Source organism: Arthrobacter sp. UYCo732 (genome assembly GCF_040547265.1).
Classification (GTDB): Bacteria; Actinomycetota; Actinomycetes; order Actinomycetales; family Micrococcaceae; genus Arthrobacter.
This window is the reverse complement of sequence record NZ_JBEPPJ010000026.1, coordinates 1-22,039: the sequence shown is the minus strand read 5'-3', so window position 1 is coordinate 22,039 and position 22,039 is coordinate 1. Positions and strand designations below refer to the sequence as shown.

The following is a 22,039-nucleotide window of genomic DNA, read 5'->3' as shown; positions in this document are numbered from 1 at the left end:
CCACGCTGGGAACGGGCGACGGCGGCGGGCGCCTTAGGCAGGCAGCGTCGGTTCTGCGGTGGCGGGGGCAGCGGTTTCAGTGGACGTGGCGATGCCGTCGTCCGGGTCACCCGGGTCACCCGGGTCACCCGGGTCACCCGGGTCACCAGGGTCGGCCTGGACGATCGCGATGATCTGCCCCTTGTACGCCTCGAGCCGGGACTGGATCTCGGACAAGGGGACGTCCGGAAGGTCCTCGCCGTATTCGTCGATTTCGCACCACAGTGCCGACAGCTGCGCCCATCCGTCGTCGCTCAACGGGTCGTTTAGGGTCAGAACCAGCTGGTTGGCCAGCGCATAGGTGAGGCATTCGACGCAGTCATAGTTCACGGCCGCGGATAGGTTCTCCGGAGCAATGACATCGGTTTGTCCCTCTAGCAGCACCACCTGAAATCCCACGGCCACCGCCGTGCAGCCCGTGCAGTTGGCGAAGGCGTACGCTTCATTCCTCGTTTCCATCGGCTCGCCATCCTCGGCCCGGACCAGTGCGAACTCCATGCTGTAGGTCACTGAACCGTCGGCGGTGGTCACCGCCAGGGCCTGGTTGCCGTCATCTTCCGGGGAATCCGGCGGGTCGAAAGGGAATACCCAGTGCGATTCCGGACTCTGCCAGCCGGCAGGTGCAATTCGCATGGCGGGCTCATGTGGGTTGGCGGCGGGAACCAGCACCATGCTGGGTTGGTACTCCTGGACCGGACGGTACGTTCCGCCGTCCGGCCACGATGCCCACGTGAGGCTGGCCAGAAGGGCCGCAATGGCGGGGAGGGCAACGGCACATTGCCGCGCCCTACCGGTGGCGTCGGTAAACAATGCCGGCCAGATCAAGTGCAGGCCCGGGCCCGTGGCTCCGGTTGTGGCACCGCCCTCGCTGCGCTGGGAAATCATGCTCACGTCACCTCAAGTTCCGACGCGGTTTGATCTGCCCCCCAGCGGACAGCACTACATCAGACCATAGTAAGCATGGCTAGCTTTTTTGGGTACTGCCTGCCGGGCACAGTGTTACCGCAGGCCGGCCCCCGGAAGCAGTTCCGTGGCGCCGAGGGAATCGGCGATGAACGCGTAGTCCCACGCCCGCTCGCGCCACTGGACATACCGGCCGGACGCGCCGCCATGGCCGCCGTCCATTTCGATCTTCATCACGATCGGCTCCGACCCCGTCGTCGCGGACCGCAGGGCCTGCACCCATTTGGCGGGCTCCACGTAGAGGACACGCGTGTCGTTGAAGGATGTCACCGCGGCGATCTTCGGGTACGCCACAGAATGCACGTTTTCATAGGGCGAATAGGACTTCATGTACTGGTATACGCCCGGGTCCGTGATGGGGTTGCCCCACTCTTCCCATTCCAGGGCGGACAGTGGAAGCTCCGGATCCAGGATGGTGGTGAGGGCATCCACAAACGGCACCTGCGCCACCACGGCGGCGTACTTTTCCGGCGCCAGGTTGGCGATGGCGCCCATCAGCAGCCCGCCTGCGGAGCCGCCCAGCGCGGCGATTCGCGATGGCGAGACCCAGCCGGAGCCCGCCAGCCAGTCGGTGGCGTCCACAAAATCGGTAAAGGTGTTCTTCTTGGTGAGCTTTTTGCCGTCCTCGTACCAGTGCCGGCCCAGTTCGCCGCCGCCGCGGATGTGCGCAATCACAAACACCACGCCGCGGTCCAGCAGGGACAGCCGCGCGATGCCAAATCCGGGGTCCATGCTCATCTCGTAGGAGCCGTACCCGTAGACCAGGCCCGCCGCCGTCGAATTCTGCTTTACGCTCCGGTGGCGCAGCACGGACAGCGGGATCCGCGTGCCGTCCGTGGCGTTGGCCCATTCGCGCGTGGCCACGTAGTCACTCGCGGAGTAGCCGCCCAGGACCGGGCTTTCCTTGCGGAGCAGCAGTTCACCGGCGGGCTGCGCCGGGGTGGGCAGGACAAAGTCGTACACGCGCGACGGCGTGAAGTAGGAGGTGTAGCCCAGCCGGATGACCGGCGCCTCATAGTCCGAACCGCCGACGCCGGCCGTGTACAGCTCCTCGTCGAACGCGGGCTCCACCGGGGCTTCCTGCGCGGGCGTCCCCAGACCGGAAAGTCCCATCACCTGCACGCGCTCGATGGTGTCCTTGCGGACAGAGACGATCAGGTGTGTGGCGGTGACGCCGGCACCGTTGACGCGGACGTCGTGGGAATGTTCGACGACGGTGCTCCAGTGCTGCGCGGCCAGCGGCTTGGCGAGCTCGGCCGGGTCAATGAGGGAGACCATGGAGTTCACGGCGTTCCGGTTGTGCGTGATGAGGATCCGCTCGGACTTTTCGCCGTCAGGGCCTTCGAGCAGGAACGGCTCGGCCTCGTAGAGCACGCGTTCGTCGCGGGAAATCACGGTGGTGAGCGCCGCCGTCGGGTCATCAAAGCGCAGCAGGCGGGTCTCGCTGTACTCGGAGCAGCCGATGCCCAGCACGAGGTGACGCCTGTCCGAGGAGAGCTCAAAGCCCAGCCACATGGCGACGTCGTCCTCCTGGTAAATCACCTCATCGTCGGTAACGGGCGTGCCCAGGATGTGGGATTTGACCTGGTAGGGGCGCCACGAATCGTCCACCACGGTGTAGAAGATGCGGGTGCCGTCGGGGGAGAAACTAACGCCGTAGAAGATGTTCTCGATGACGTCAGGCAGCAGCTCGCCGGTGCGCAGGTCCTTGATGCGGAGCGTGAAGCGTTCGTCGCCCGCGTTGTCCACAGCGTAGGCGTAGAGGTTCCCGTCCACCGTGACGGCCGAGCCGCCCACAGAGAAGAACGGCTTGCCCTCGGCTTCGACGTTGCCGTCCAGCAGCACTTCCTCGCCGGGGATCTCGACGCCGGCCTGCACCGCCGGCGGAGTCCAGTCAGTCACCGGGTTGCGGGTGTCCTGCGCGCGGACGCGGCATTGGATGCCGTACTCCTTACCCTCGACCGACCGGCTGAAGTACCACCAGCCGTCCTTCCGGTTCGGGACAGATAAGTCTGTCTCCTGCGTGCGGCCCTTGATTTCCTGGAAGATTGCCTCGCGGAGTGGCTCCTGGTGCGCGGTGACCGCCTCCTGGTAGGCGTTCTCGGCCTTCAGGTGCTCCACGACCTCGGGGGAGTCCTTCTCGCGCAGCCATTCGTAGTTGTCCACGAAGGTGTCGCCGTGGTGGGTCCGCTCGTGCCTGACCTGCTTGGCGACCGGCGGCCGGACAGCGCCCGCGGTGGCGGCGGTAGCGGCGGCGGCGTCGGAATCGGGGGAGGAACTGGCGGAATCCTGCAGCGGAGTCTGGGTCATTCCTTCAATATATAGACCCGTGCCGACAAAGGGCCCGCCCGTTCGCTACCGGGGTAGCCCCTCCCCGTCCTGCGTCGGGAAAGTTACCGGCGGGGAACCCTTGAACCGTCGTCGGCACAGTGCTAGAACGGCAGTACCGGGAGGATCCGGACGCGTTGTTTTTTCATCTGCCTTCTTAGGGCGGTTAGCCGTTTGGGCACGCCACAGCGCCAGTCAGCGTATCGGCAGTTTGCGGGTGACCCGCCCGGTAAAGATGGCCCCCGGCACCGCCGGGGGCCATCCCAATGCCGCCGGGTGTCAGCCCGTCCAGCGTGGTGGGCCCCGCTCCCCGTACCGCCTGCCTCAACCCGCTGTTTCCAAGACCGATCACCCCGTTGCCGAGTGCCGCCTGCCGGGTGCAGAAGCATCACTAGCGGCGTACCCACTTGTGGCTTCGCCTAACGGCCGACGGCGGCAGCGTAGTCCCGGACGGCCGTCACCGCACGCGTTATCGCCGGTCAGTGCGGCTTTCCACAGTGTGCGGCGCGGGATCCCCGGGGAATCTTGACAGGGCGTCATCGTAGCGCGGTAATTGAAAGCACACTTAGCAAAATTGGGGTCGAAAATGAGAAACCTGATACCGAAAGGCACCCTCCGCCAGATGCTCCTGCCGCCCACGTTCGGGCTTCATATGACCAGGGCCGCAGACTTCACGGTGCTGTCCGTGGAAGTCTGGAGCACCTGCCTGGTGGTCAATATCCACGTGGAGTCCGCGGCCGGCAGGACAGTTCCCGAAATTGCCGTCGAAGATCATTGGGGCACTGTCTACACACTGCGGGACACCGCCAGCGTGGGTTCGCGGAACCTTCAGGTGTTCACGCCGTCCGTGCCGCCCGGCACGAGGAGCCTGACCATCCGGTCCACCGACGCCGCCGAAGCCCGCCTGGTGGTGACTTTCGCGGTCCCGGTCATGCGCGGCGCCGAAGATGTGGACCAGGCCTCGGCGTACCAGCCGCACCGCCTGCGCCGCCCCGCCTAAGGAGGGCATGGAATCCGGCCGTAGAGGGGAAACGCAGGCTGGGCGTATCCTGATTATGCGAAGACGCCCAGCCTGAGAGGGGAAGTTCCATGACCATCCCGCCAGTGCACGAACCCGAGCCGTTCCCGCCGGAACCCGGACCGGATCCGCTATCGCCGGATCCCACCCATCCCGGCCACCCGGGCCCGGAGAGGCCCAGCCCCATGCCGACGCCGGAACCTCCCGGCCCGCTTCCCGTCCCGGATCCGGGGCCGGCACCGCTGCGTCCGGACCCGACCCGCAGCGGTGCCGGCTGACTGCCTGAACGCCTACCGCTCCGGCGTCAGGGTCTTGGCGAACACCACGGCCCCGTTTGCATTGCGGAGGCTGGCCGTGAACGTGTTGTCCTCGCCGAGCTGGACGTGGCCGAAGAACTGGCTCTCGCCGTCGCGCGGTGACTGGGCCAACCGGCCCGCCTTGGCGAACACCACTTCCGGGCCGAAGGTGCCGTCCATGGCGTTGGGCCCGAAGGAGCCTGCCGCGATGGGGCCTGCCACAAATTCCCAGAAGGGATCGAAGTCCGTGAAGGCTGCACGTTCGGGGGAGTAGTGGTGCGCGGCGCAGTAATGCACGTCCGCGGTCAGCCAGACGATGTTCTTCACGCCGTTGCGCTTGAACGCGCTCAGCACGCCGGCGATCTCCAGTTCGCGGCCCAGCGGCGCGCCGTTGTCGCGGTTGGAGATGCTTTCTTCGTTGACGGGGCCGTCGGGGACGATGATGCCCAGCGGAAGGTCGGCGGCGATGACCTTCCAGGTGGCCTTGGATTTGGACACCTCTCGGATCAGCCAGTCCACCTGCTCCTGGCCCAGGATGGACGTGGCGTACGGTTCCTTCCCGTCCGTGTTCGGGGACTTGAAGGTGCGCATGTCCAGGCAGAAGACGTCCAGCTGCGGGCCGCGGGTGATCTTCCGGTAGATGCGCGCGGGCTGGTACTGGCCGCCGTCGTCGAACGTTCCGGGGCGCCACAGCGCCGAACTGTCGGCGATGGGCATGTTCTCCTGCCACGCCTGCCGACCGCGCGCGGCGAGGGTGTTGACATCGCGCACGGTGTAGCGGGCGTCGTCGATGACCTGCCCCGGGTACCAGTTGTTGTGGGTCTCGTGGTCGTCCCACTGGGCGATCACGGGAACGTCGGCGAACATGGCGCGCATGTTGGCGTCCAGCGAGTTGTAGCGGTGCCGGCCGCGGAATTCGGTGAGGGTTTCGGCCACCTTGGCGACCTCCTCGGTCACTACGTTCCGCCAGATCTGCCCGTCCGGTTCCACGACCGTTTCGGCGATAGGCCCGTCGGCGTAGATGGTGTCGCCGGAGTGGATGAAGAAGTCCGGCCGGGTGTTGTGCATGGCCCGGTAGCCGCGCATCCCGCCGATTTCCTCGTTAATGCCCCAGCCCTGGCCGGCGGTGTCGCCGGTCCACACAAAGCTCTGGACGGACGACGCCGGGCCGTCGCCGCCCGCGTGTCCGTTGCCGTTGGCGCCGGCGTTTCCGGAGTTGAAGCTCCCGTTGTCGGGTGCCGTCCGGAATGTTCCGTTGACGGCTTCACCCGCGGCGCCGTCGTCGTCCTCGAAACTGATCTCCAGGGCAAACCGGGTGTTGGCGGGAAGGTGGCCGGCGTGCATCTTGGCGGTGAAATCGGATGCCTGGGTGGCGCGCGGGCCGCGGAGGGTGCGCTCAAAGGCACCTTTCCCGCTCAGCACTGCGCCGCCGTCGTCCACTGCCCGGAGAGTGGCCAGCATCCTGCCAGGCCCTGAGGCACGGGACCACAGCACGGCGGAATCGGCGGTGACATCGCCGGTGGCGATGCCGCTGGGGAGGGTGAGGCGGTTCCGGACGAGTGCGATCCCGGCGACGGCGGGGCGTGCGGGCGAGGCAGCGTGGGCGGCGGCCGGCACGGCAGCAGCGGCGGCGGCGAGGACGGACCCCTTGACAATGGTGCGGCGCGAAATATCAGTCATGCACCCACAGTTGCGCGCCGCCGTGAACCGGCCGGCGCGGGCCGGTTAACACCAGGACGCGGCAGGGTGAACTTCTGTCACCCGCAACCGGGGAGAGGCCTGGCCCGGGGTGAGGGCCTACGGCACTGCGTATTCGCCGATCCTGCCCTCCCGGAGCGCGGCTGCCACGGCGTTGATGCCGCCGTAGTCCGGAAACAACACGGACTGCCCGGCCACCATGCCAGGACCGGCAGTGGGCAGCGTCATGGTGCCCACCGCGTTCACGTCCAGGTTGCGCAGGCTGTAGGCGAGGATGGCCGTCTGGACCGGATCGAAGCCCTTGTCCACGGTGAGGCAGCAGGCGGCAAACTCCACGATCGAGCGGACGGCGGTGACATCGTTCAGCGCGCCGCCGGCCGTCAGCCTGGCCAGGATGGCGCGCAGCATGATCCGCTGGTTCTGGACCCGCTGGAAGTCGCCGTTCACGAAGGCGTAGCGCTCGCGGGTGAACTCCAGCGCGGCCTGGCCGTCGAGGTGGTTCATGCCGGCAGAAAACGCGTGCCCGGTATCGAACGTGGCCTGGAAAGCGAACGGCACATTCAGGTCGATTCCTCCCAGCCCGTCCGTCAGGGCCCGGAAACCGTTGAAGTCCAACATCAGTGTGTGGTCAACGTGGATGCCAAGCAGCGATTCCACAGTCTGCGCCGTCAGGTCGATCCCACCGAGTTCCAGGCTGGCGTTGATCTTCGAGCCGCCGTATCCGGGGATGTCCACCCACAGGTCGCGCATGATGGAAATGACGTAGAGGGTGCGGCGGTCCGCCGCAACGTGGACCACCATCAGTGCGTCGGAGCGGTGGTCCTGGGACTCGCCCGTGGCCGCCGTGTGGGCCGCCTGTTCGCGCGCGTTGCCGCGGCTGTCACTGCCGACCACCAGGATGTTCATGGCCGCTGCGGGGGGATCGGCGATGGGTTCGGGCGGCGGGGGAGCTGCCGGTGCCGGTGGCGGCGGCGGCGTTTCAGACGGGGTGAGGGTGGCCGTGGGCGTTTCCGTCGAAGTGGGCTGCGGAGCTGCCACCTCCGCCGCCGGGCGGCTGAAGACCAGTGCCGACACGGCCACCACGGCCACCAGCAGGAGTGACAAGACAACCGCTATCAAGCGCCGGCGTTTCAGCGGTGTGGGTCCGGGTGCCTGTGGGCCTGAGGTGCCTGGTCCGATCCTGTCATGCCCGCTCGGGGTGCTTTCCATGACTCAGTGTCCGCCACGCGCCAAGTTCCCGCCATAGGGGGTGTGTGTCGTTTTCCTAACGCTTTAGCACCTCCCAAAACAGGCGCCGAAGTCAGTGCCCGGGTGGTGCGCGTACGACGCCGGCGCGCCGGGTTAAGCGGATACGTTCAGGCGGGCGTGGCGCAGGACGGAGACGATCGCCGGGGCAAGCTCGTCTTCCATCTGGCGGTAGACCTGGGGCCCCCGCCGGTAGGGGTCGATGATGTCGTTCTCGGCGGAGTCCGCGGGCAGTGACAGGTGCCGCACGGACGCGGCCCGGGCGGGCAGCCCGCGCCAGAAGGCGGTGTTGGCGCCCAGGGGAGCGCCGCCGTCGGCCCTTCCGGGATGGTCTGCGGTGGCATCGGCGCGGTGGTCCAGGACGTCCAGCATCCTGGCGAACTCGCGGATGGTGAAGGTGCGCTTGAGCAGCGAGGCGTCCAGCTGGAGCACTTCGCCGCGGTGGCCGGAGGTCATGGTCAGGACCAGGTCCACGCCGCGCAGGATCTTGCTGGTCAGCTGCCTGGAGACGAAGCCGTCAGGGTTCCCGCCGAAGGTGCGCACGATGTCCCCGGACAGTGGCTGCATGGGGTCGCCCACCATGGCCCGGGTCCCTGCACTGGTGACTTCAAACGCACCGGGCATTACCTGGTCCAGCCCGGCCTGCAGCAGCCGCTCGGCCACGGGGGAGCGGCAGATGTTTCCGGTGCAGACGGTCAGGATCCTCACGGGTGCAGGGGCAGGTGCGGGGGATTCCAAGGAGCTTCTCTTTTCCAGCGGGGCGCCGGACCGGTACGGCCCGTCTTTCAACGTAGCACGGGACCGTGCCGGCGACGCCCCAGCACGGTGAGGGCCGCGGCAGCGACCGGGTCAGCCGGCTGCCGGGGGCCGGAATGTGGCCCCGCCGTCGGTGGATACCACCATTCCGGTGGAGGTGGCGGCCCACACCCGGGCGTCGGCGCCCGGAACCTCCACTGCCGCGATGGCCTGGACCTGCCCGTCGATCCGTCCCTTCTCGGTCCGCGGCCAGGGCTGCAGGGACGAAACCGGCGGCCTGCACGGACCAGGTCTTCCCGTCGGGGCTGGTGCGCAGGGTGCCGTCGAAGGCCACGATGCCGGACTTGGCCGCCGTGAGTGCGTGGAAGTCCGACTCCCCCTGGCGTGAGAGTTGCTCCCAGGACATGCCGCCGTCGGTGGATTTAATCAGGCCCATCGGATTCGGCAGGTCTGAGCCTGGCCCGGGGTGGCCGGAGGCACCGGCCCGCAGCGGGCCGGTGCCTCGAGGCTGCTGGCTACATCTTGGCCAGCAGTGCCTTCATCTCCACCATCTCTGCTTCCTGCGAGGTGACGATGTCCCGGCTGAGCTGGATGGTAGCCGGGTACTTTCCGGCGCCGACCTCCTGCTGGGCCATTTCGATGGCGCCCTCATGATGACCGATCATTTGCTCGAGGAACAGCCGGGCGGCGTCGGCCCCCTGGGCTGCCTTGAGCTTGTTGATTCCCTCTTCATCCACCATTCCGTCCATCGAGTGGGCGGGCATGGTGGTGCCGGTCATCATTCCTGTGGGCTGGTTCCAGGTTTTCAGCCAGCCGGTCATTGTCTCAATTTCCGGCGCCTGGGCTGCCTTGATTTTGGTGGCGAGGGCGGTGACTTCGGCGGGGATGCCCTGCTTCGCCAGGATGATGTGGCTCATCTCCACGGCCTGGGAGTGGTGCGGCATCATCATTTGGGCGAACATGATGTCCGACTGGTTATGGGCTGCGTTGGCGTCCGGCATCATGCTGGCCATGGGACTTGAGCTGCCGTTGTGCATGCCGGACATGGTGTTTCCGTCGGCGGGGGTGGACGAGGCTGCGCAGCCTGCCAGGCCCAGGGAAGCCGCCAGGGCGGCGGCCATAGAGATGTTTCGAATCTTCGTGTTCATGGGAAAGGTCCTTCTAAACGTAGGGGGGCTGTGCCGTGGGTGATTTGTGTGCGTGGCGCAGTCCGGTTTACGTCCGGCTGATGGACAGGTCGCAGGGCGTGGGGCTCGCGGGAGTGTGGGAGTGCTCGATGACCGGCCCGGTGCGGGCTGCCGGTCCTGGGTGGACGGCGACGCCGGTTTCGTGGGGTGGGTAGACGGTCAGCGCGCCGGCTTTGGCGGAGGGGATGCAGGACGTCCCGGCCTGCATCATCTCGTGACACGAGCCTGAGCAGGAGGTGATGGCGGCGGCGGGAGCACCGGCGACGGGCTGCCCGGAGTCTCTGGCGGCTTCGTGCCCGCTGGCATCGTGGCCGGTAACGCCATGGCCAGCCCCTGCGTGACTGCCCGCAGTGTACCCCTCAACAGTGTGCCCCTCAACAGCGTGCCCCCCAGTCGCCTGCACCGCCGCCGTGTGATTCCCGTGGGCGGCATGGTTCCGGTCATCACGTGCATGCCAAAGAGCCCGGCGATGAGTGCCAGCACGGCCGCTGCCAGGGCGGCGCGCAGGAGGGCGGCGGACACCGTGCGTGCGGTTGCCGTCATGGTGCTGCCTCCTCTCATCGCGCCGCTAACCAGCGTTCCTTGATTCAACGAACCTCGGACGGGTTCAGTTTCACTCGCCGGAGCAGCTGGGCGTTGAGGGCCACCACTATGGTGGAAACGGACATCAGCACTGCACCCGCAGCGGGGGAAAGCACCACGCCGGCGAAGGCCAGGACGCCCGCGGCCAGCGGCACGGACAGGACGTTATAGCCGGTGGCCCACACCAGGTTCTGCCACATTTTCCGGTAGCTGGCGCGGGACAGATCCAGCATGGACAGTACTGCGCGCGGATCGTTCCCGGCCAGGACCACGCCCGCTGATTCCATGGCAACGTCGGTTCCGGCGCCGATGGCGATTCCCACCTCAGCGCGGGCAAGCGCAGGGGAGTCGTTGACGCCGTCGCCCACCATGGCCACCTTCAGGCCGCGGGCCTGGAGTTCGGCCACTTTCTTGTCCTTGTCAGCGGGCAGGACCTCGGCGAACACCTCGTCGATATGCAGGTCCGCCGCGACGGCCTGGGCCACCTGGTGGGCATCGCCGGTGATCATGGCCACCTTGATTCCCCGGTTCTGAAGGGCGGCCACGGCTTGCCGCGACTCCGCCCGCACCGAATCCTCGAGGCTGACCGCCCCGAGGACGGTGCCGCCGTCGAGCACGTGCAGCACGGCCGCGCCGCGGTCCATCCACCCCCGGGTGGAACGCATCAGCTCTTCAGGCTCGACGGCGCCGAGTTCGCGCAGGAGTGCGGGGCCGCCGACGTGGATGGTCCGGCCGCCCACGGTCGCCTGAACGCCGCGGCCCATCAGCGAGCTGAAACCGGTGGCCCGCGGCAGCGTCAGGTTCCGCCCGCGGGCGGCACGGACGATAGCGCGGGCAACGGGATGTTCGCTGTCGGATTCGACGGCGGCGGCCAGTGCCAGCAGGCTGTCAGCGTCCACGCCCGGCGCGGCGGCAACATCCTTCAGGTCAGGTTCCCCGGTGGTCAGGGTGCCGGTCTTGTCGAACAGGACAACGTTGATGGTCCGCATGCGTTCCAGCGCCATCCGGTTCTTGATCAGGACGCCCGCCCGTGCTGCCTGTTCCGTGGAAATCGCGATCACCAGCGGAATGGCCAGGCCCAGGGCATGCGGGCAGGCGATGACCAGCACGGTGACGGTGCGCGTGACGGCCTCCGGCACGCTGCCCAGCAGGCTCCACACAATGAAGGTGATGACGCCGGCCCCGGCGGCAAAGTAGAACAGGCAAGCGGCAGCACGGTCGGCCAGGGCCTGGGCCTTCGAGGATGAGGCCTGGGCTTCGGCCACCAGCCGCTGGATCCCGGCGAGGGCGGTATTTTCGCCGACGGCGGTGACCTGGACGCGGACGCTGTTGTCAGTGGCCACGGTTCCTGCCACCACGGCGTCACCCACCGTCCGGGGGACAGTTTTGGATTCGCCGGTGATCATGGACTCGTCGAATTCGGCCTGACCGTCCACCACCGTCCCGTCGGCCGGCATCCTGGCCCCGGAGCGGACCAGGACGGTATCGCCTTCACGGAGTTCGGACACAGGGACGGTTTCAGTGCCTTCAGCGGTGACGCGTTCGGCTTCGTCGGGCAGCAGCGCAGCGAGGGCATCCAGCGCGCCCTGCGCCGACCCGAGGGCCCGCATTTCGATCCAGTGGCCCAGCAGCATGATGGCCACCAGCAGGGCAAGCTCCCACCAGAAGTCCAGATCGAAGCCGCCGATTCCCAGGCTCGTGACCCAGGATGCCGCGAACGCCACCGTGATGGCCATGCCGATCAGCAGCATCATTCCCGGCTGCCGGTTCTTCAGCTCCTGGACTCCGCCCTTAAGGAACGGCTGGCCTCCGTAGAGGAAGATGACGGTTCCCAGCACGGGCGCAATCCAGGCCGAACCGGGAAACATCGGCGGCATGTAACCGAGCAGGTGCCCCACCATGGGGCTGAAGTAGACCACCGGAACCGAGAGGGCCAGTGTCAGCCAGAAGCGGTTCTTGAACATGGCCGTGCTGTGGCCCGCGTGCTGGCCATGGGCGTGGACGGTGTGGTCATCGTCCGTGTGGTTCTGCGCGGGGTGGTGGGTGTGGGCCGTATGCTCAGGGGTGCCGTGGCCCGGAGCGCTGTGTTGGCTCGGCACGTCCTGACCCTCTACACCCACCTGCCCACCCGAATGGTGGTGATTGTGGTCTTCCATGATTCCTCCTGCGGGATACCCCTGACGCGGGAACGCCGGGGGCTGGCGTGGTGCGGTCAGCGGCGTTCTGCGGCGTCCGCGGCAGTGTTGGGTGCAGCGCTGATGCGTGCAACGCCGTCGCGCGCCCCGCCGTCGGCCATTACGACGGCGGCGGGGGCTGCGGCAGCCGGTGAGCAGCAGCTGCAGCCTGAGGCAGCGGGGATCAAAGGAAGTTGGGGCCGGTTCTCGGCTTCACGCATGTCAGTTCCATTTCTTGACGAAGAAGTGATGGGGCTGGGGTTGAACGGCTGTGATGGCGGTGCGGGGCACCGGCTTGGACATACCAGTTCACTGACAACATCCTCAACATACCCCCAGGGGGTATGCAAGTCAAGGCCTGCGGGGTGTGTTGGAAGCCATAATTGAGGATGTGCTGCCTTCCCCATTGAGGCGCTTTCCGTCCATACTTGGATATTGCTGCATCCCTCAAAGGTGACGGGATGCCGGACGGTGCGTGGAGGTGCCCTCATGGCCAGGCTTGGCAGTCCTATCACGTATTCCAGTGCTCTCGGGGAAGGTGCGTGCCTCGCCGGTACTTTCCACGTGAAGCTTCCGGCGCAAACAGTGGAGTGGTCCGACGGGATGTACCAGGTGCACGGGTACCGGCGCGGCGAGGTGGTGCCGACGCTGGATCTGCTGTTTTCGCACAAGCATCCCGAGGACAGGGAGGGGTGCCAGGACATCGTGGCGACGGTTTCCCAAAGCGGCGGCTACTTCTGCATATACCACCGGATCATCGACGCCCAGGGGCGTATCCGCCATGTGCTGACCTCCGGCGACGCAATCCAGGATGGCGAGGGCAAGGTGACAGCACTGGCGGGCCTCATGCTGGACCTGTCCTCCACTTTGCGGCGCGAGACAGAGCAGGTGGCCCGTGACGCGGTAATTGCAGCCACGGCAACGCGCAGCATCATTGACCAGGCCCGCGGCATTCTGATGGGCCGGCTGTTGATCGGTTCCGAGACTGCCTTCGAGCTGCTGGTCACCACCAGCAGCCACCGCAACATCAAGCTTGCGGCGTTGGCCGCCGAGATTTTGCGCCTGGCCGAACGCCCGGAAGGAACGGTTGCGCTGGATGCGGCCCTGCAGGCAATGCACGCCGTGGCGGAAACGTCTTCCGAAAAGCTCAAGGCCCGCGGCCTCTGGGGCAACCTTGGCTCGATGACCGTGGTTCCAGTGGCGGGAAGCGGTCCAGCCGGTGGCCTCAGCTGAGGATCTGCTCACCGTGGCGCTGCCGGTGGCCGCGTGGCCTTCCCGCCGTCGGGGACAATGGAAGGCATGACCCTCACGACGTTCGCCCTCGTCCGCCATGGCCAGACTGACTGGAATGCGCAGCGCCGGCTCCAAGGAGCTACTGACATTCCCCTGAACGACGTCGGCCGCGACCAGGCGCGCGACGCCGTCGCCGCCCTTGACGGTCTCGAATGGGACGCCGTGGTGTCCTCGCCGCTGAGCCGTGCCGCGGAAACCGCCAGTCTGATTTCCGCGGGGCTCGGGCTCAGCGTGGCCCGGCACGTTCCGGAGCTCACCGAGCGCAGCTTCGGACAAGCGGAAGGCCTGCAGGCCGGCCCCGAGCTGGAGGCGCTGCGCATCCCCGGCGGTTTCCGGGGCGCCGAAAGCGAAGATGAGGCCGCCAGCCGCGGGCTGACGGCGCTGGAAGCTCTGGCGGAGGAGTTCCGCGGCCGCCGGGTTCTGGTGGTCGCCCATGGCACCCTCCTGCGGGTAAGCCTCAGCCGCGCCATCGGCCGGACCCTGCACGGCATTGACAACGCCGTGCTCAACCTGGCCCACCACCACGTCCACGAGGGCTGGCAGCTGGAGTACTACAACGGCGAGCGGCTGGCGGCTGACGTCCGGGCCTGACCCGACAGAGCCACGCGGGGTCACTTCACGCCCAATCAGCCGCCGGAATTGGGCCGGAAGTGACCCCGCGTTGTGGTGGGGGCGCGGGATGTGATGCCTGTCCCAGGGCTGACCTGCGTCGACTCGCAACGTTTGCGCATGATTCGGAATCCGAGTAAGCTGTGGGCCGTGTCACTGACGAGGTGGCACAGCTTTTGATCTGCGGCGGGAGAGTCCTGCCAGTACGTTTAGCAGGCGCCGTAGGAGCAAATCCTCTCCGGGAATCTCTCAGGCCCACGTACCGCCGCGGTTAGGCAACTCTGGAAAGCAGTCCGGCAACGGGCTCACCGACGGTGCAAGCGTCATTCTGTAAAGGCAGGCGGCGCGGAAACTCTCAGGTCCCATACAGAGCGGGGAGGAACCCGAATCAATGTGGCGTACCCAGCGCGCCACCTGAATTATGGAGTTCCTTCATGACCATTCAGTCGTCCCCCACCGTCTTCGCCGACCGGCATATTGGTGCGCGCCGCCAGGCCGATATCGACACCATGCTCAAGGCGGTTGGCTATGACAACGTTGATGGCCTCGTTGACGTTGCCGTCCCCGATTCCATCCGCCAGGCCAAGCCGCTGGCCCTCAAGGACGCCCTGAGCGAGGTTGAAGTGCTGGCTGAGCTGCGGACGCTCGCTGCCAAGAACCAGATGGCTGTGCAGATGATCGGCCAGGGCTACTACGACACCGTCACGCCCGCCGTGATCCGCCGCAACATCCTCGAAGCTCCGGCCTGGTACACCGCGTACACGCCGTACCAGCCAGAGATCTCCCAGGGCCGCCTCGAAGCACTCCTGAACTTCCAGACCATGGTCCAGGACCTCGTGGGCCTGCCCATCGCCAACGCCTCCCTGCTGGACGAAGCCACCGCCGTTGCCGAGGCCGTGCTGATGATGCGCCGCGCGAACAAGAACAAGGCCGCCCACGACGGCAAGACCGTCCTGGACGCGGACGTTCTCCCGCAGACCATCGCCATCGTCAGGGGCCGCGCCGAAGCCCTCGGCTTCGAGGTGGAGGTCGCTGACCTGTCCCAGGGCCTGCCCGAGGGTGACATCAACGGCATCGTCCTGCAGCAGCCCGGCGCGTCCGGCCGCGTGTACGGCCACGCCGCAGTCATCGCCGCCGCCAAGGAACGCGGCGCGCTGGTGACCGTCGCCGCTGACCTGCTGGCGCTGACCCTGATCACCCCTCCGGGCGAGCAGGGCGCGGACATCGCCGTCGGCTCGACCCAGCGCTTCGGTGTGCCGCTGTTCTTCGGCGGCCCGCACGCCGCGTACATGGCCGTCGCGAAGGGCCTGGAGCGTTCCATGCCCGGCCGCCTCGTGGGCGTGTCCAAGGACGACGCCGGCCTCCCCGCCTACCGCCTGGCCCTCCAGACCCGCGAGCAGCACATCCGCCGCGAGAAGGCCACGTCCAACATCTGCACCGCGCAGGCTCTGCTGGCCATCGTCTCCTCGTTCTACGCCGTCTACCACGGCCCGGACGGCCTGAAGGCGATCGCCGAGCGCGTCAACACGCACGCCCGGACCCTCGCCACCACGCTGAAGGCCGCCGGCCGCGAACTGGCCACCGAGACCTTCTTCGACACCGTCACGGTCAGCGTCCCGGGCAAGGCCGCCAAGGTCATCGCCGCCGCCGAAGCACGCGGGATCAACCTGCGCCACATCGACGATGACACCATCGGCGTCTCCGTGGATGAAACCACGACGCCGGATATTTTGTCCTCGATCGCTGTCGCCTTCGGCGCCGGCCCGGTGGGGGACACGAAGGGCTTTGAACTGCCCGAATCAGCGCTCCGCACCTCCGGCTACATGGAGCACCCGGTGTTCAACACGCACCGTTCCGAGACCCAGCTGCTGCGTTACATCCGCAAGCTGAGCGACCGGGACCTGGCACTGGACCGCACCATGATCCCGCTGGGCTCCTGCACCATGAAGCTGAACGCCACCGCCGAGATGGAAGCCATGTCCTGGCCGGAGTTCGCCTCCATCCACCCGTTCGCCCCGGAATCCCAGACCGTGGGCTGGCGTGAACTGATCAGCGGCCTCGAAGCTGACCTCGCCGAGATCACCGGCTACGACCAGGTCTCCCTGCAGCCGAACGCCGGCTCCCAGGGCGAGCTCGCTGGCCTGCTGGCGATCCGCGGCTACCACCGCTCCAACGGTGACACGCAGCGCAACATCTGCCTGATCCCGGCTTCGGCGCACGGCACCAACGCCGCGTCCGCGGTCCTGGCCGGCATGAAGGTTGTCGTCGTCGCCACCGCACCCGATGGCACCATCGACCACACCGATCTGAACGCGAAGATCGAAGCGAACAAGGACGCCCTCTCGGCGATCATGATCACCTACCCCTCCACGCACGGCGTATACGACGCCGACGTGACCGACATCTGCGACGCGGTCCACGCCGCGGGCGGCCAGGTCTACGTCGACGGCGCGAACCTGAACGCCCTGGTGGGCCTGGCGCAGCCGGGCAAGTTCGGCGGCGACGTCTCGCACCTGAACCTGCACAAGACCTTCTGCATCCCGCACGGCGGCGGCGGACCCGGCGTTGGCCCGGTCGCAGCCAAGGCCCACCTGGCACCGTTCATGCCCGGCGATGCGAACAAGGCAGCCCACGACTCCGGCTCTGCCGGATCAACAGGCGTGGCCATCAGCGCCTCGAACTACGGCTCCGCCGGTGTCCTCCCCATCTCCTGGGCCTACGTGAAGCTCATGGGCGGCGAAGGCCTGACCGAAGCCACCAAGTCGGCGCTGCTGGCGGCCAACTACGTGGCGGCACGCCTGAACGAGTACTTCCCGGTCCTCTACACCGGCGCCGGCGGGCTGGTGGCGCACGAGTGCATCCTGGACCTGCGCGACCTGACGGCGAAGACCGGCGTGACCGCGGAAGATGTGGCCAAGCGCCTCATCGACTACGGTTTCCACGCACCCACCCTGGCGTTCCCGGTAGCTGGCACCCTAATGGTGGAGCCCACCGAGTCCGAGGACCTGGCCGAGATCGACCGGTTCATCGACGCGATGATCACCATCCGCAAGGAAATCGACCAGGTGGCCGACGGCGACTTCACCGTGCAAAACTCCCCGCTGCGCAACGCACCGCACACTGCGGCCGCCGTCGTCAGTTCCGACTGGGCAAAGGAATACACCCGCGAGCAGGCCGTCTTCCCGGTCCACCACCTCAAGCAGGACAAGTACTTCCCGCCCGTGGGCCGCATCGACGGCGCCGCCGGAGACCGCAACCTGATCTGCTCCTGCCCGCCGCTGTCCGAGTTCGAAGACTAAGGATCCCTGACAATGACTGAGAACTACACGGCGCTCTACGAAGAGCACAAGAAACTCGGCGCCTCGTTCACCGATTTCGGTGGCTGGCAGATGCCCCTGAAGTACAGCTCCGAGCTCGCCGAACACCACGCCGTACGCAACGCCGCCGGCCTGTTCGACCTCTCCCACATGGGCGAAGTCTGGGTCACCGGCCCCGACGCCGGTGCGTTCCTGGACTACGCCCTCGTGGGCAAGCTCTCCGCCATCGCGGACGGCAAGGCCAAGTACTCGCTGATCTGCAACGCCGACGGCGGCATCATCGATGACCTCATCACCTACCGGTTCGGTGACGAGAAGTACCTCGTGGTCCCCAACGCGGGCAACGCACCCACCGTTGCTGCTGCGATGGAGGAACGGGCCGGTTCCGGCAAAGAGGGGAACTTCGACGTGAAGGTGGAGGACGCTTCCGCAGCAACCTCCCTGGTCGCGGTCCAGGGTCCCAAAGCCGAGGCCATCCTGCTCAAGCTGACCGACGAGGCCCAGCACGCACTGGTCACCGACCTGAAGTACTACGCGTTCAACGAGCTCACCATCGCCGGCCACAACGTCATCCTGGCCCGCACCGGCTACACCGGCGAAGACGGCTTCGAACTCTTTGTCCCGAACGACGCCGCAGCTTCCCTGTGGGCGTCCATCGCCGCTGCAGGGGAAGAGTTCGGCATCATTCCGTGCGGCCTCGCGGCCCGCGACTCGCTCCGCCTGGAAGCCGGCATGCCGCTGTACGGCAACGAGCTATCTCTGGAGCGTTCACCGTTCGACGCCGGCCTGGGCCCCGTTGTGGCGCTCAAGAGCAAGGAAGGCGACTTCGTGGGCCGCTCCGCCCTGGAAGCTGCCAAGGAAGCCGGATCCAAGCGCAAGCTTGTCGGCCTGAAGGGCCTTGGCCGCCGTGCCGGCCGTGGCGGCTACCCGGTCCTGAAGGACGGCAACGTGGTTGGCGAAGTCACCTCCGGCCAGCCCTCACCCACCCTGGGCTACCCGGTTGCCATGGCCTATGTCGACGTCGAGCAGTCCGAACTGGGCACCGCCCTGGACATCGACCTGCGCGGCAAGGTAGAGCCTTTCGAGGTCATCGCCCTCCCGTTCTACAAGCGCCAGAAGTAGTTTTCGGGTGCCGGATGCCAGCCCCACCGGATCTGCAGCCACCCCACCCGACCACCCACAGATTTCAAACGTAAGGAACACACATGGCTAAGGTTGCCGCTGAACTGAAGTACTCCGCCGAGCACGAGTGGATTTCCACTGATGGCTCTGGCCCGTCCGTTGTTGGCGTGTCCGCCGTTGCCGCCGAGGCACTGGGCGACATCGTCTACGTGGACCTGCCCGAGGTTGGCTCCACCGTCACTGCTGGCGAGACGTGTGGCGAGATCGAGTCCACCAAGTCCGTTTCTGACCTGTACTCCCCGGTCACCGGCGAGGTCACGGAAATCAATGATGGCGCCGTGAGCGATCCCGCACTGATCAACTCCGATCCGTACGGTGCCGGCTGGCTGTTCAAGGTCACCGTCGAGTCCGAGGGCCCGCTGCTGTCCGCGCAGGAATACGCGGAAGCAAACGGTGGCGAGCTGTGAGCGCCGCTGCAGCAGGCACCGCAGTCTTTGAGCAGGTAGTCTCCGCCAGCCTGGATGTCGACCTTTCGGTCCTGGACCCGGAAATCGCGGTCAAGATCGACGACGAACTGGGCCGCCAGCGTGATGGCCTGGAGATGATCGCCTCGGAGAACCACACCGCCGTTGCGGTCATGCAGGCCCAGGGCTCGGTCCTGACCAACAAGTATGCCGAGGGCTACCCGGGCAAGCGCTACTACGGTGGCTGCGAGCACGTGGACGTCATCGAGCAGCTGGCCATCGACCGCGTCAAGGCCCTGTTCGGTGCCGAGTTCGCCAACGTGCAGCCGCACTCCGGCGCACAGGCCAATGCTTCAGTCATGCACGCGCTGATCAAGCCGGGCGATACCATCATGGGCCTGAATCTGGCTCACGGCGGTCACCTCACCCACGGCATGCGCATCAACTTCTCCGGCAAGCTCTACAACGTGGTCCCCTACCACGTGCGTGAATCCGACCTCCGGGTAGACATGGCCGAAGTCGAAGCGCTGGCCCTGGAACACCGACCCAAACTGATCGTGGCCGGCTGGTCCGCCTACTCCCGCCAGCTCGACTTCGCCGAGTTCCGCCGGATCGCCGATCTGGTGGGTGCGTACCTGATGGTGGACATGGCCCACTTCGCCGGCCTGGTGGCGGCTGGCCTGCACCCGAACCCGGTGCCCTACGCCGACGTCGTCACAACCACCACGCACAAGACCCTCGCCGGTCCGCGCGGCGGCATTATCCTCTCCAACGATCCGGCGATCGCCAAGAAGATCAACTCGGCTGTCTTCCCGGGCCAGCAGGGCGGCCCGCTGGAGCACGTCATCGCCGGCAAGGCTGTGGCCTTCAAGATCGCCGCATCACCGGAGTTCAAGGAACGCCAGGAGCGCGTCCTGGCGGGCGCCAGCATCCTGGCCGACCGCCTGGTCCAGCCGGACGTCACCGCCAAGGGCATCAACGTGATCTCCGGCGGCACCGACGTGCACCTGGTCCTGGTTGACCTGCGCAACTGCGAGCTCGACGGCCAGCAGGCCGAGGACCGCCTGGCCGCGATTGACATCACCGTCAACCGCAACGCCGTGCCGTTCGACCCGCGCCCGCCGATGGTCACCTCCGGCCTGCGCATCGGCACCCCCGCCCTGGCCACCCGTGGCTTCGGCGAGGCTGCGTTCCGTGAAGTTGCGGACATCATCGCCGAGGCATTGATTGCCGACGCCGACGCGGACCTTTCCGGCCTGCGTCACCGGGTCGAGGCACTCGCCGCCGCCCACCCGCTTTACCCGTCAGTCGCCAACGTCAGCTGACGCAGTTTTTGTCCAGATAATGGGTCTTTTCAGCTGATTTAGGCCTGTTATCTGGACAAAAACTCCTGATTTGTACGCGATTTTTTAGTTAGGAAACGCACATGGCCGTTGGCGTCTTTGATTTGTTCTCCGTCGGGATCGGACCGTCGAGCTCGCACACTGTTGGGCCCATGCGGGCTGCTGCTGTGTTCGCCGAAGAACTTCGGGGCGCCGGTGTCCTGGAGAAGGTGGCGGGACTGCGGGTGGACCTGTACGGGTCGCTCGCCGCAACAGGCCACGGCCATGGCACCATGACGGCCATCCTGCTGGGCCTGGAGGGGTTCCACCCCGAAATGATCCTGCCGGCCGAGGTGGAGGAGCGGCTCGCCGCGATTGCCGAAACCGGGATGCTGCAGCTCGCCGGCGCCGGTGAAGGGGGAGGCGTGCAGCTTCCCTACGGCGTGACGGACATGATCCTGCGCCCGCTGACCGTCCTGCCGCGGCACACCAACGGCATGACCTTCACGGTCTCGGACAAAAATGGCGAGGCCCTGCACCAAGCCACGTTCTTCTCCGTGGGCGGCGGCTTCATTATCCGCGAAGGCGAGGAAGACGCTGCCCTGAAGGAACTCGACGAGTCCAAAAAGGAACTCCCGCTGCCGTTCCGTACGGCCGCTGAACTCCTGGGCCGCTGCCAGTCCAAGGGCCTGTCCATCGGCGAGATCATGTTCGTCAACGAACGCGCCTCCCGCAGGGAGGAAGAGATCCGCGAAGGGCTGCTGCACATCTACTCCGTCATGGAGGAGTGCGTGGAAGTCAGCCTCAAGCGCGAGGGGCTGCTGCCCGGCGGACTGAAGGTCCGCCGTCGTGCGCCTGACTGGCACGAACGCCTCCTCAAGGAGGACAAGGACCGGGACCCCAAGTACTGGCAGGAATGGGTGAACCTGATCGCCCTGGCGGTCAACGAGGAGAACGCGTCCGGCGGCCGGGTGGTCACCGCCCCCACGAACGGCGCCGCCGGGATCATCCCCGCGGTCCTGTATTACGCACTGCATTTCGCACCCGGGATGGACAAAGCCACGCAGGAAGACCGCGACGACGTTGTGGTCAAGTTCCTCCTCACGGCGGGTGCCATCGGGGTGCTTTACAAGGAACAGGCGTCCATTTCGGGCGCCGAGGTGGGCTGCCAGGGCGAGGTGGGCTCGGCATCGTCGATGGCGGCGGCAGGGCTCGCGGAGGTCATGGGCGGCACACCCCAGCAGGTGGAGAACGCCGCGGAAATCGCGATGGAACACAACCTGGGCCTGACGTGCGATCCGATCGGCGGCCTGGTGCAGGTTCCCTGCATCGAGCGGAACGCCATCGCGGCGGCGAAAGCCATCAACGCGGCAAAGATGGCGCTCTGGGGGGACGGTACCCACCGGGTGTCGCTGGACGAGGTGATTGTGACGATGCGGGAAACCGGCAGGGACATGAGCTCCAAGTACAAGGAAACAGCCATGGGCGGCCTCGCCGTCAACGTCGTGGAATGCTAAGGAAAGAGTACTGATGACATTGGCACCAGAAGGCCGGAAGCTGCTGCGCGTTGAGCAGCGTAACGCGGCTGTACCCGTGGAGCGGAAGCCGGAGTGGATCAAGGCCAAG

At 66.7% G+C, this 22,039-nt stretch carries 19 protein-coding genes and 1 riboswitch; of the genes, 10 read left to right on the top strand and 9 right to left on the bottom strand.

Translation table 11 applies throughout. The annotated features are described in order from the left end of the window. Window positions 1-33 precede the first annotated feature (33 nt). Together ABIB45_RS20865 and ABIB45_RS20860 are read right to left on the bottom strand one after the other, a co-directional pair. On the bottom strand, window positions 34-930 hold the full coding sequence (locus tag ABIB45_RS20865) for a hypothetical protein (protein WP_354217762.1): 897 nt from the start codon (window positions 928-930) through the stop codon (window positions 34-36). A gap of 108 nt (window positions 931-1,038) precedes the next feature. Further along, a complete protein-coding gene (locus tag ABIB45_RS20860; RefSeq protein ID WP_354217761.1) occupies window positions 1,039-3,312 on the bottom strand; it encodes a S9 family peptidase in 2,274 nt (757 codons plus the stop codon). A 604-nt stretch (window positions 3,313-3,916) separates the two neighbouring features. On the opposite strand from ABIB45_RS20860, the gene ABIB45_RS20855 reads away from it, so the two are divergent. Continuing rightward, complete coding sequence (locus tag ABIB45_RS20855; RefSeq protein WP_354217760.1) at window positions 3,917-4,330, top strand: hypothetical protein; 414 nt, start codon at window positions 3,917-3,919, stop codon at window positions 4,328-4,330. A gap of 89 nt (window positions 4,331-4,419) precedes the next feature. Beyond that, window positions 4,420-4,626 carry a hypothetical protein gene (locus tag ABIB45_RS20850; RefSeq protein WP_354217759.1) on the top strand — a complete coding sequence of 69 codons (207 nt, stop codon included), beginning with the start codon at window positions 4,420-4,422 and terminating at the stop codon, window positions 4,624-4,626. Window positions 4,627-4,638: 12 nt separating this feature from the next. On the opposite strand, the gene ABIB45_RS20845 is transcribed toward ABIB45_RS20850, so the two are convergent. The 3 genes from ABIB45_RS20845 to ABIB45_RS20835 form a co-directional block, all read right to left on the bottom strand. Next, window positions 4,639-6,324 carry an alkaline phosphatase D family protein gene (locus ABIB45_RS20845; RefSeq protein ID WP_354217758.1) on the bottom strand — a complete coding sequence of 562 codons (1,686 nt, stop codon included), beginning with the start codon at window positions 6,322-6,324 and terminating at the stop codon, window positions 4,639-4,641. 117 nt (window positions 6,325-6,441) lie between these two features. Beyond that, on the bottom strand, window positions 6,442-7,446 hold the full coding sequence (locus ABIB45_RS20840; RefSeq protein ID WP_354217757.1) for an LCP family protein: 1,005 nt from the start codon (window positions 7,444-7,446) through the stop codon (window positions 6,442-6,444). A gap of 237 nt (window positions 7,447-7,683) precedes the next feature. Beyond that, the gene (locus ABIB45_RS20835; RefSeq protein WP_354217756.1) at window positions 7,684-8,325 is read right to left on the bottom strand and encodes an arsenate reductase/protein-tyrosine-phosphatase family protein; all 642 of its coding nucleotides are present in this window, start codon (window positions 8,323-8,325) and stop codon (window positions 7,684-7,686) included. A gap of 151 nt (window positions 8,326-8,476) precedes the next feature. Here ABIB45_RS20835 and ABIB45_RS22670 point away from each other — a divergent pair, with 151 nt between their 5' ends. Continuing rightward, window positions 8,477-8,731 (top strand): hypothetical protein, encoded by a 255-nt coding sequence (locus tag ABIB45_RS22670; RefSeq protein ID WP_502909263.1) that lies wholly within the window; start codon window positions 8,477-8,479, stop codon window positions 8,729-8,731. 127 nt (window positions 8,732-8,858) lie between these two features. On the opposite strand, the gene ABIB45_RS20825 is transcribed toward ABIB45_RS22670, so the two are convergent. From ABIB45_RS20825 to ABIB45_RS20810, 4 genes are all read right to left on the bottom strand, one after another. After that, entirely contained in the window at window positions 8,859-9,491 is a 633-nt protein-coding gene (locus tag ABIB45_RS20825) for a DUF305 domain-containing protein (protein ID WP_354217755.1), read from the bottom strand. A 67-nt stretch (window positions 9,492-9,558) separates the two neighbouring features. Then, a complete protein-coding gene (locus ABIB45_RS20820) occupies window positions 9,559-9,933 on the bottom strand; it encodes a hypothetical protein (RefSeq protein ID WP_354217754.1) in 375 nt (124 codons plus the stop codon). Window positions 9,934-10,117: 184 nt separating this feature from the next. Then, window positions 10,118-12,268, bottom strand: a complete 2,151-nt coding sequence (locus ABIB45_RS20815) for a copper-translocating P-type ATPase (RefSeq protein WP_354217753.1) — start codon at window positions 12,266-12,268, stop codon at window positions 10,118-10,120. 56 nt (window positions 12,269-12,324) lie between these two features. Beyond that, on the bottom strand, window positions 12,325-12,507 hold the full coding sequence (locus ABIB45_RS20810) for a hypothetical protein (protein ID WP_354217752.1): 183 nt from the start codon (window positions 12,505-12,507) through the stop codon (window positions 12,325-12,327). A gap of 268 nt (window positions 12,508-12,775) precedes the next feature. Between ABIB45_RS20810 and ABIB45_RS20805 the strand changes: the two genes are divergently transcribed. The 7 genes from ABIB45_RS20805 (at window position 12,776) to ABIB45_RS20775 (ending at window position 21,930) form a co-directional block, all read left to right on the top strand. After that, window positions 12,776-13,519: a PAS and ANTAR domain-containing protein gene (locus tag ABIB45_RS20805; protein ID WP_354217751.1), complete on the top strand. Its 744-nt coding sequence runs from the start codon at window positions 12,776-12,778 to the stop codon at window positions 13,517-13,519. 66 nt (window positions 13,520-13,585) lie between these two features. After that, a complete protein-coding gene (locus tag ABIB45_RS20800) occupies window positions 13,586-14,170 on the top strand; it encodes a histidine phosphatase family protein (protein ID WP_354217750.1) in 585 nt (194 codons plus the stop codon). A gap of 195 nt (window positions 14,171-14,365) precedes the next feature. Continuing rightward, a riboswitch (glycine riboswitch) is annotated at window positions 14,366-14,463 on the top strand. A gap of 159 nt (window positions 14,464-14,622) precedes the next feature. Beyond that, entirely contained in the window at window positions 14,623-17,487 is a 2,865-nt protein-coding gene (gcvP, locus tag ABIB45_RS20795) for an aminomethyl-transferring glycine dehydrogenase (protein WP_354217749.1), read from the top strand. Window positions 17,488-17,499: 12 nt separating this feature from the next. Then, window positions 17,500-18,627, top strand: coding sequence for a glycine cleavage system aminomethyltransferase GcvT (gcvT, locus tag ABIB45_RS20790; RefSeq protein WP_354217748.1), 1,128 nt, complete (start codon window positions 17,500-17,502; stop codon window positions 18,625-18,627). A gap of 83 nt (window positions 18,628-18,710) precedes the next feature. Next, window positions 18,711-19,094 carry a glycine cleavage system protein GcvH gene (gene gcvH / locus ABIB45_RS20785; RefSeq protein WP_354217747.1) on the top strand — a complete coding sequence of 128 codons (384 nt, stop codon included), beginning with the start codon at window positions 18,711-18,713 and terminating at the stop codon, window positions 19,092-19,094. Continuing rightward, the gene (gene glyA / locus ABIB45_RS20780) at window positions 19,091-20,416 is read left to right on the top strand and encodes a serine hydroxymethyltransferase (RefSeq protein ID WP_354217746.1); all 1,326 of its coding nucleotides are present in this window, start codon (window positions 19,091-19,093) and stop codon (window positions 20,414-20,416) included. Before gcvH ends, glyA begins: the two co-directional genes overlap by 4 nt. 101 nt (window positions 20,417-20,517) lie before the next feature. Next, the gene (locus ABIB45_RS20775) at window positions 20,518-21,930 is read left to right on the top strand and encodes an L-serine ammonia-lyase (RefSeq protein ID WP_354217745.1); all 1,413 of its coding nucleotides are present in this window, start codon (window positions 20,518-20,520) and stop codon (window positions 21,928-21,930) included. The last annotated feature ends 109 nt before the right edge of the window (window positions 21,931-22,039 follow it).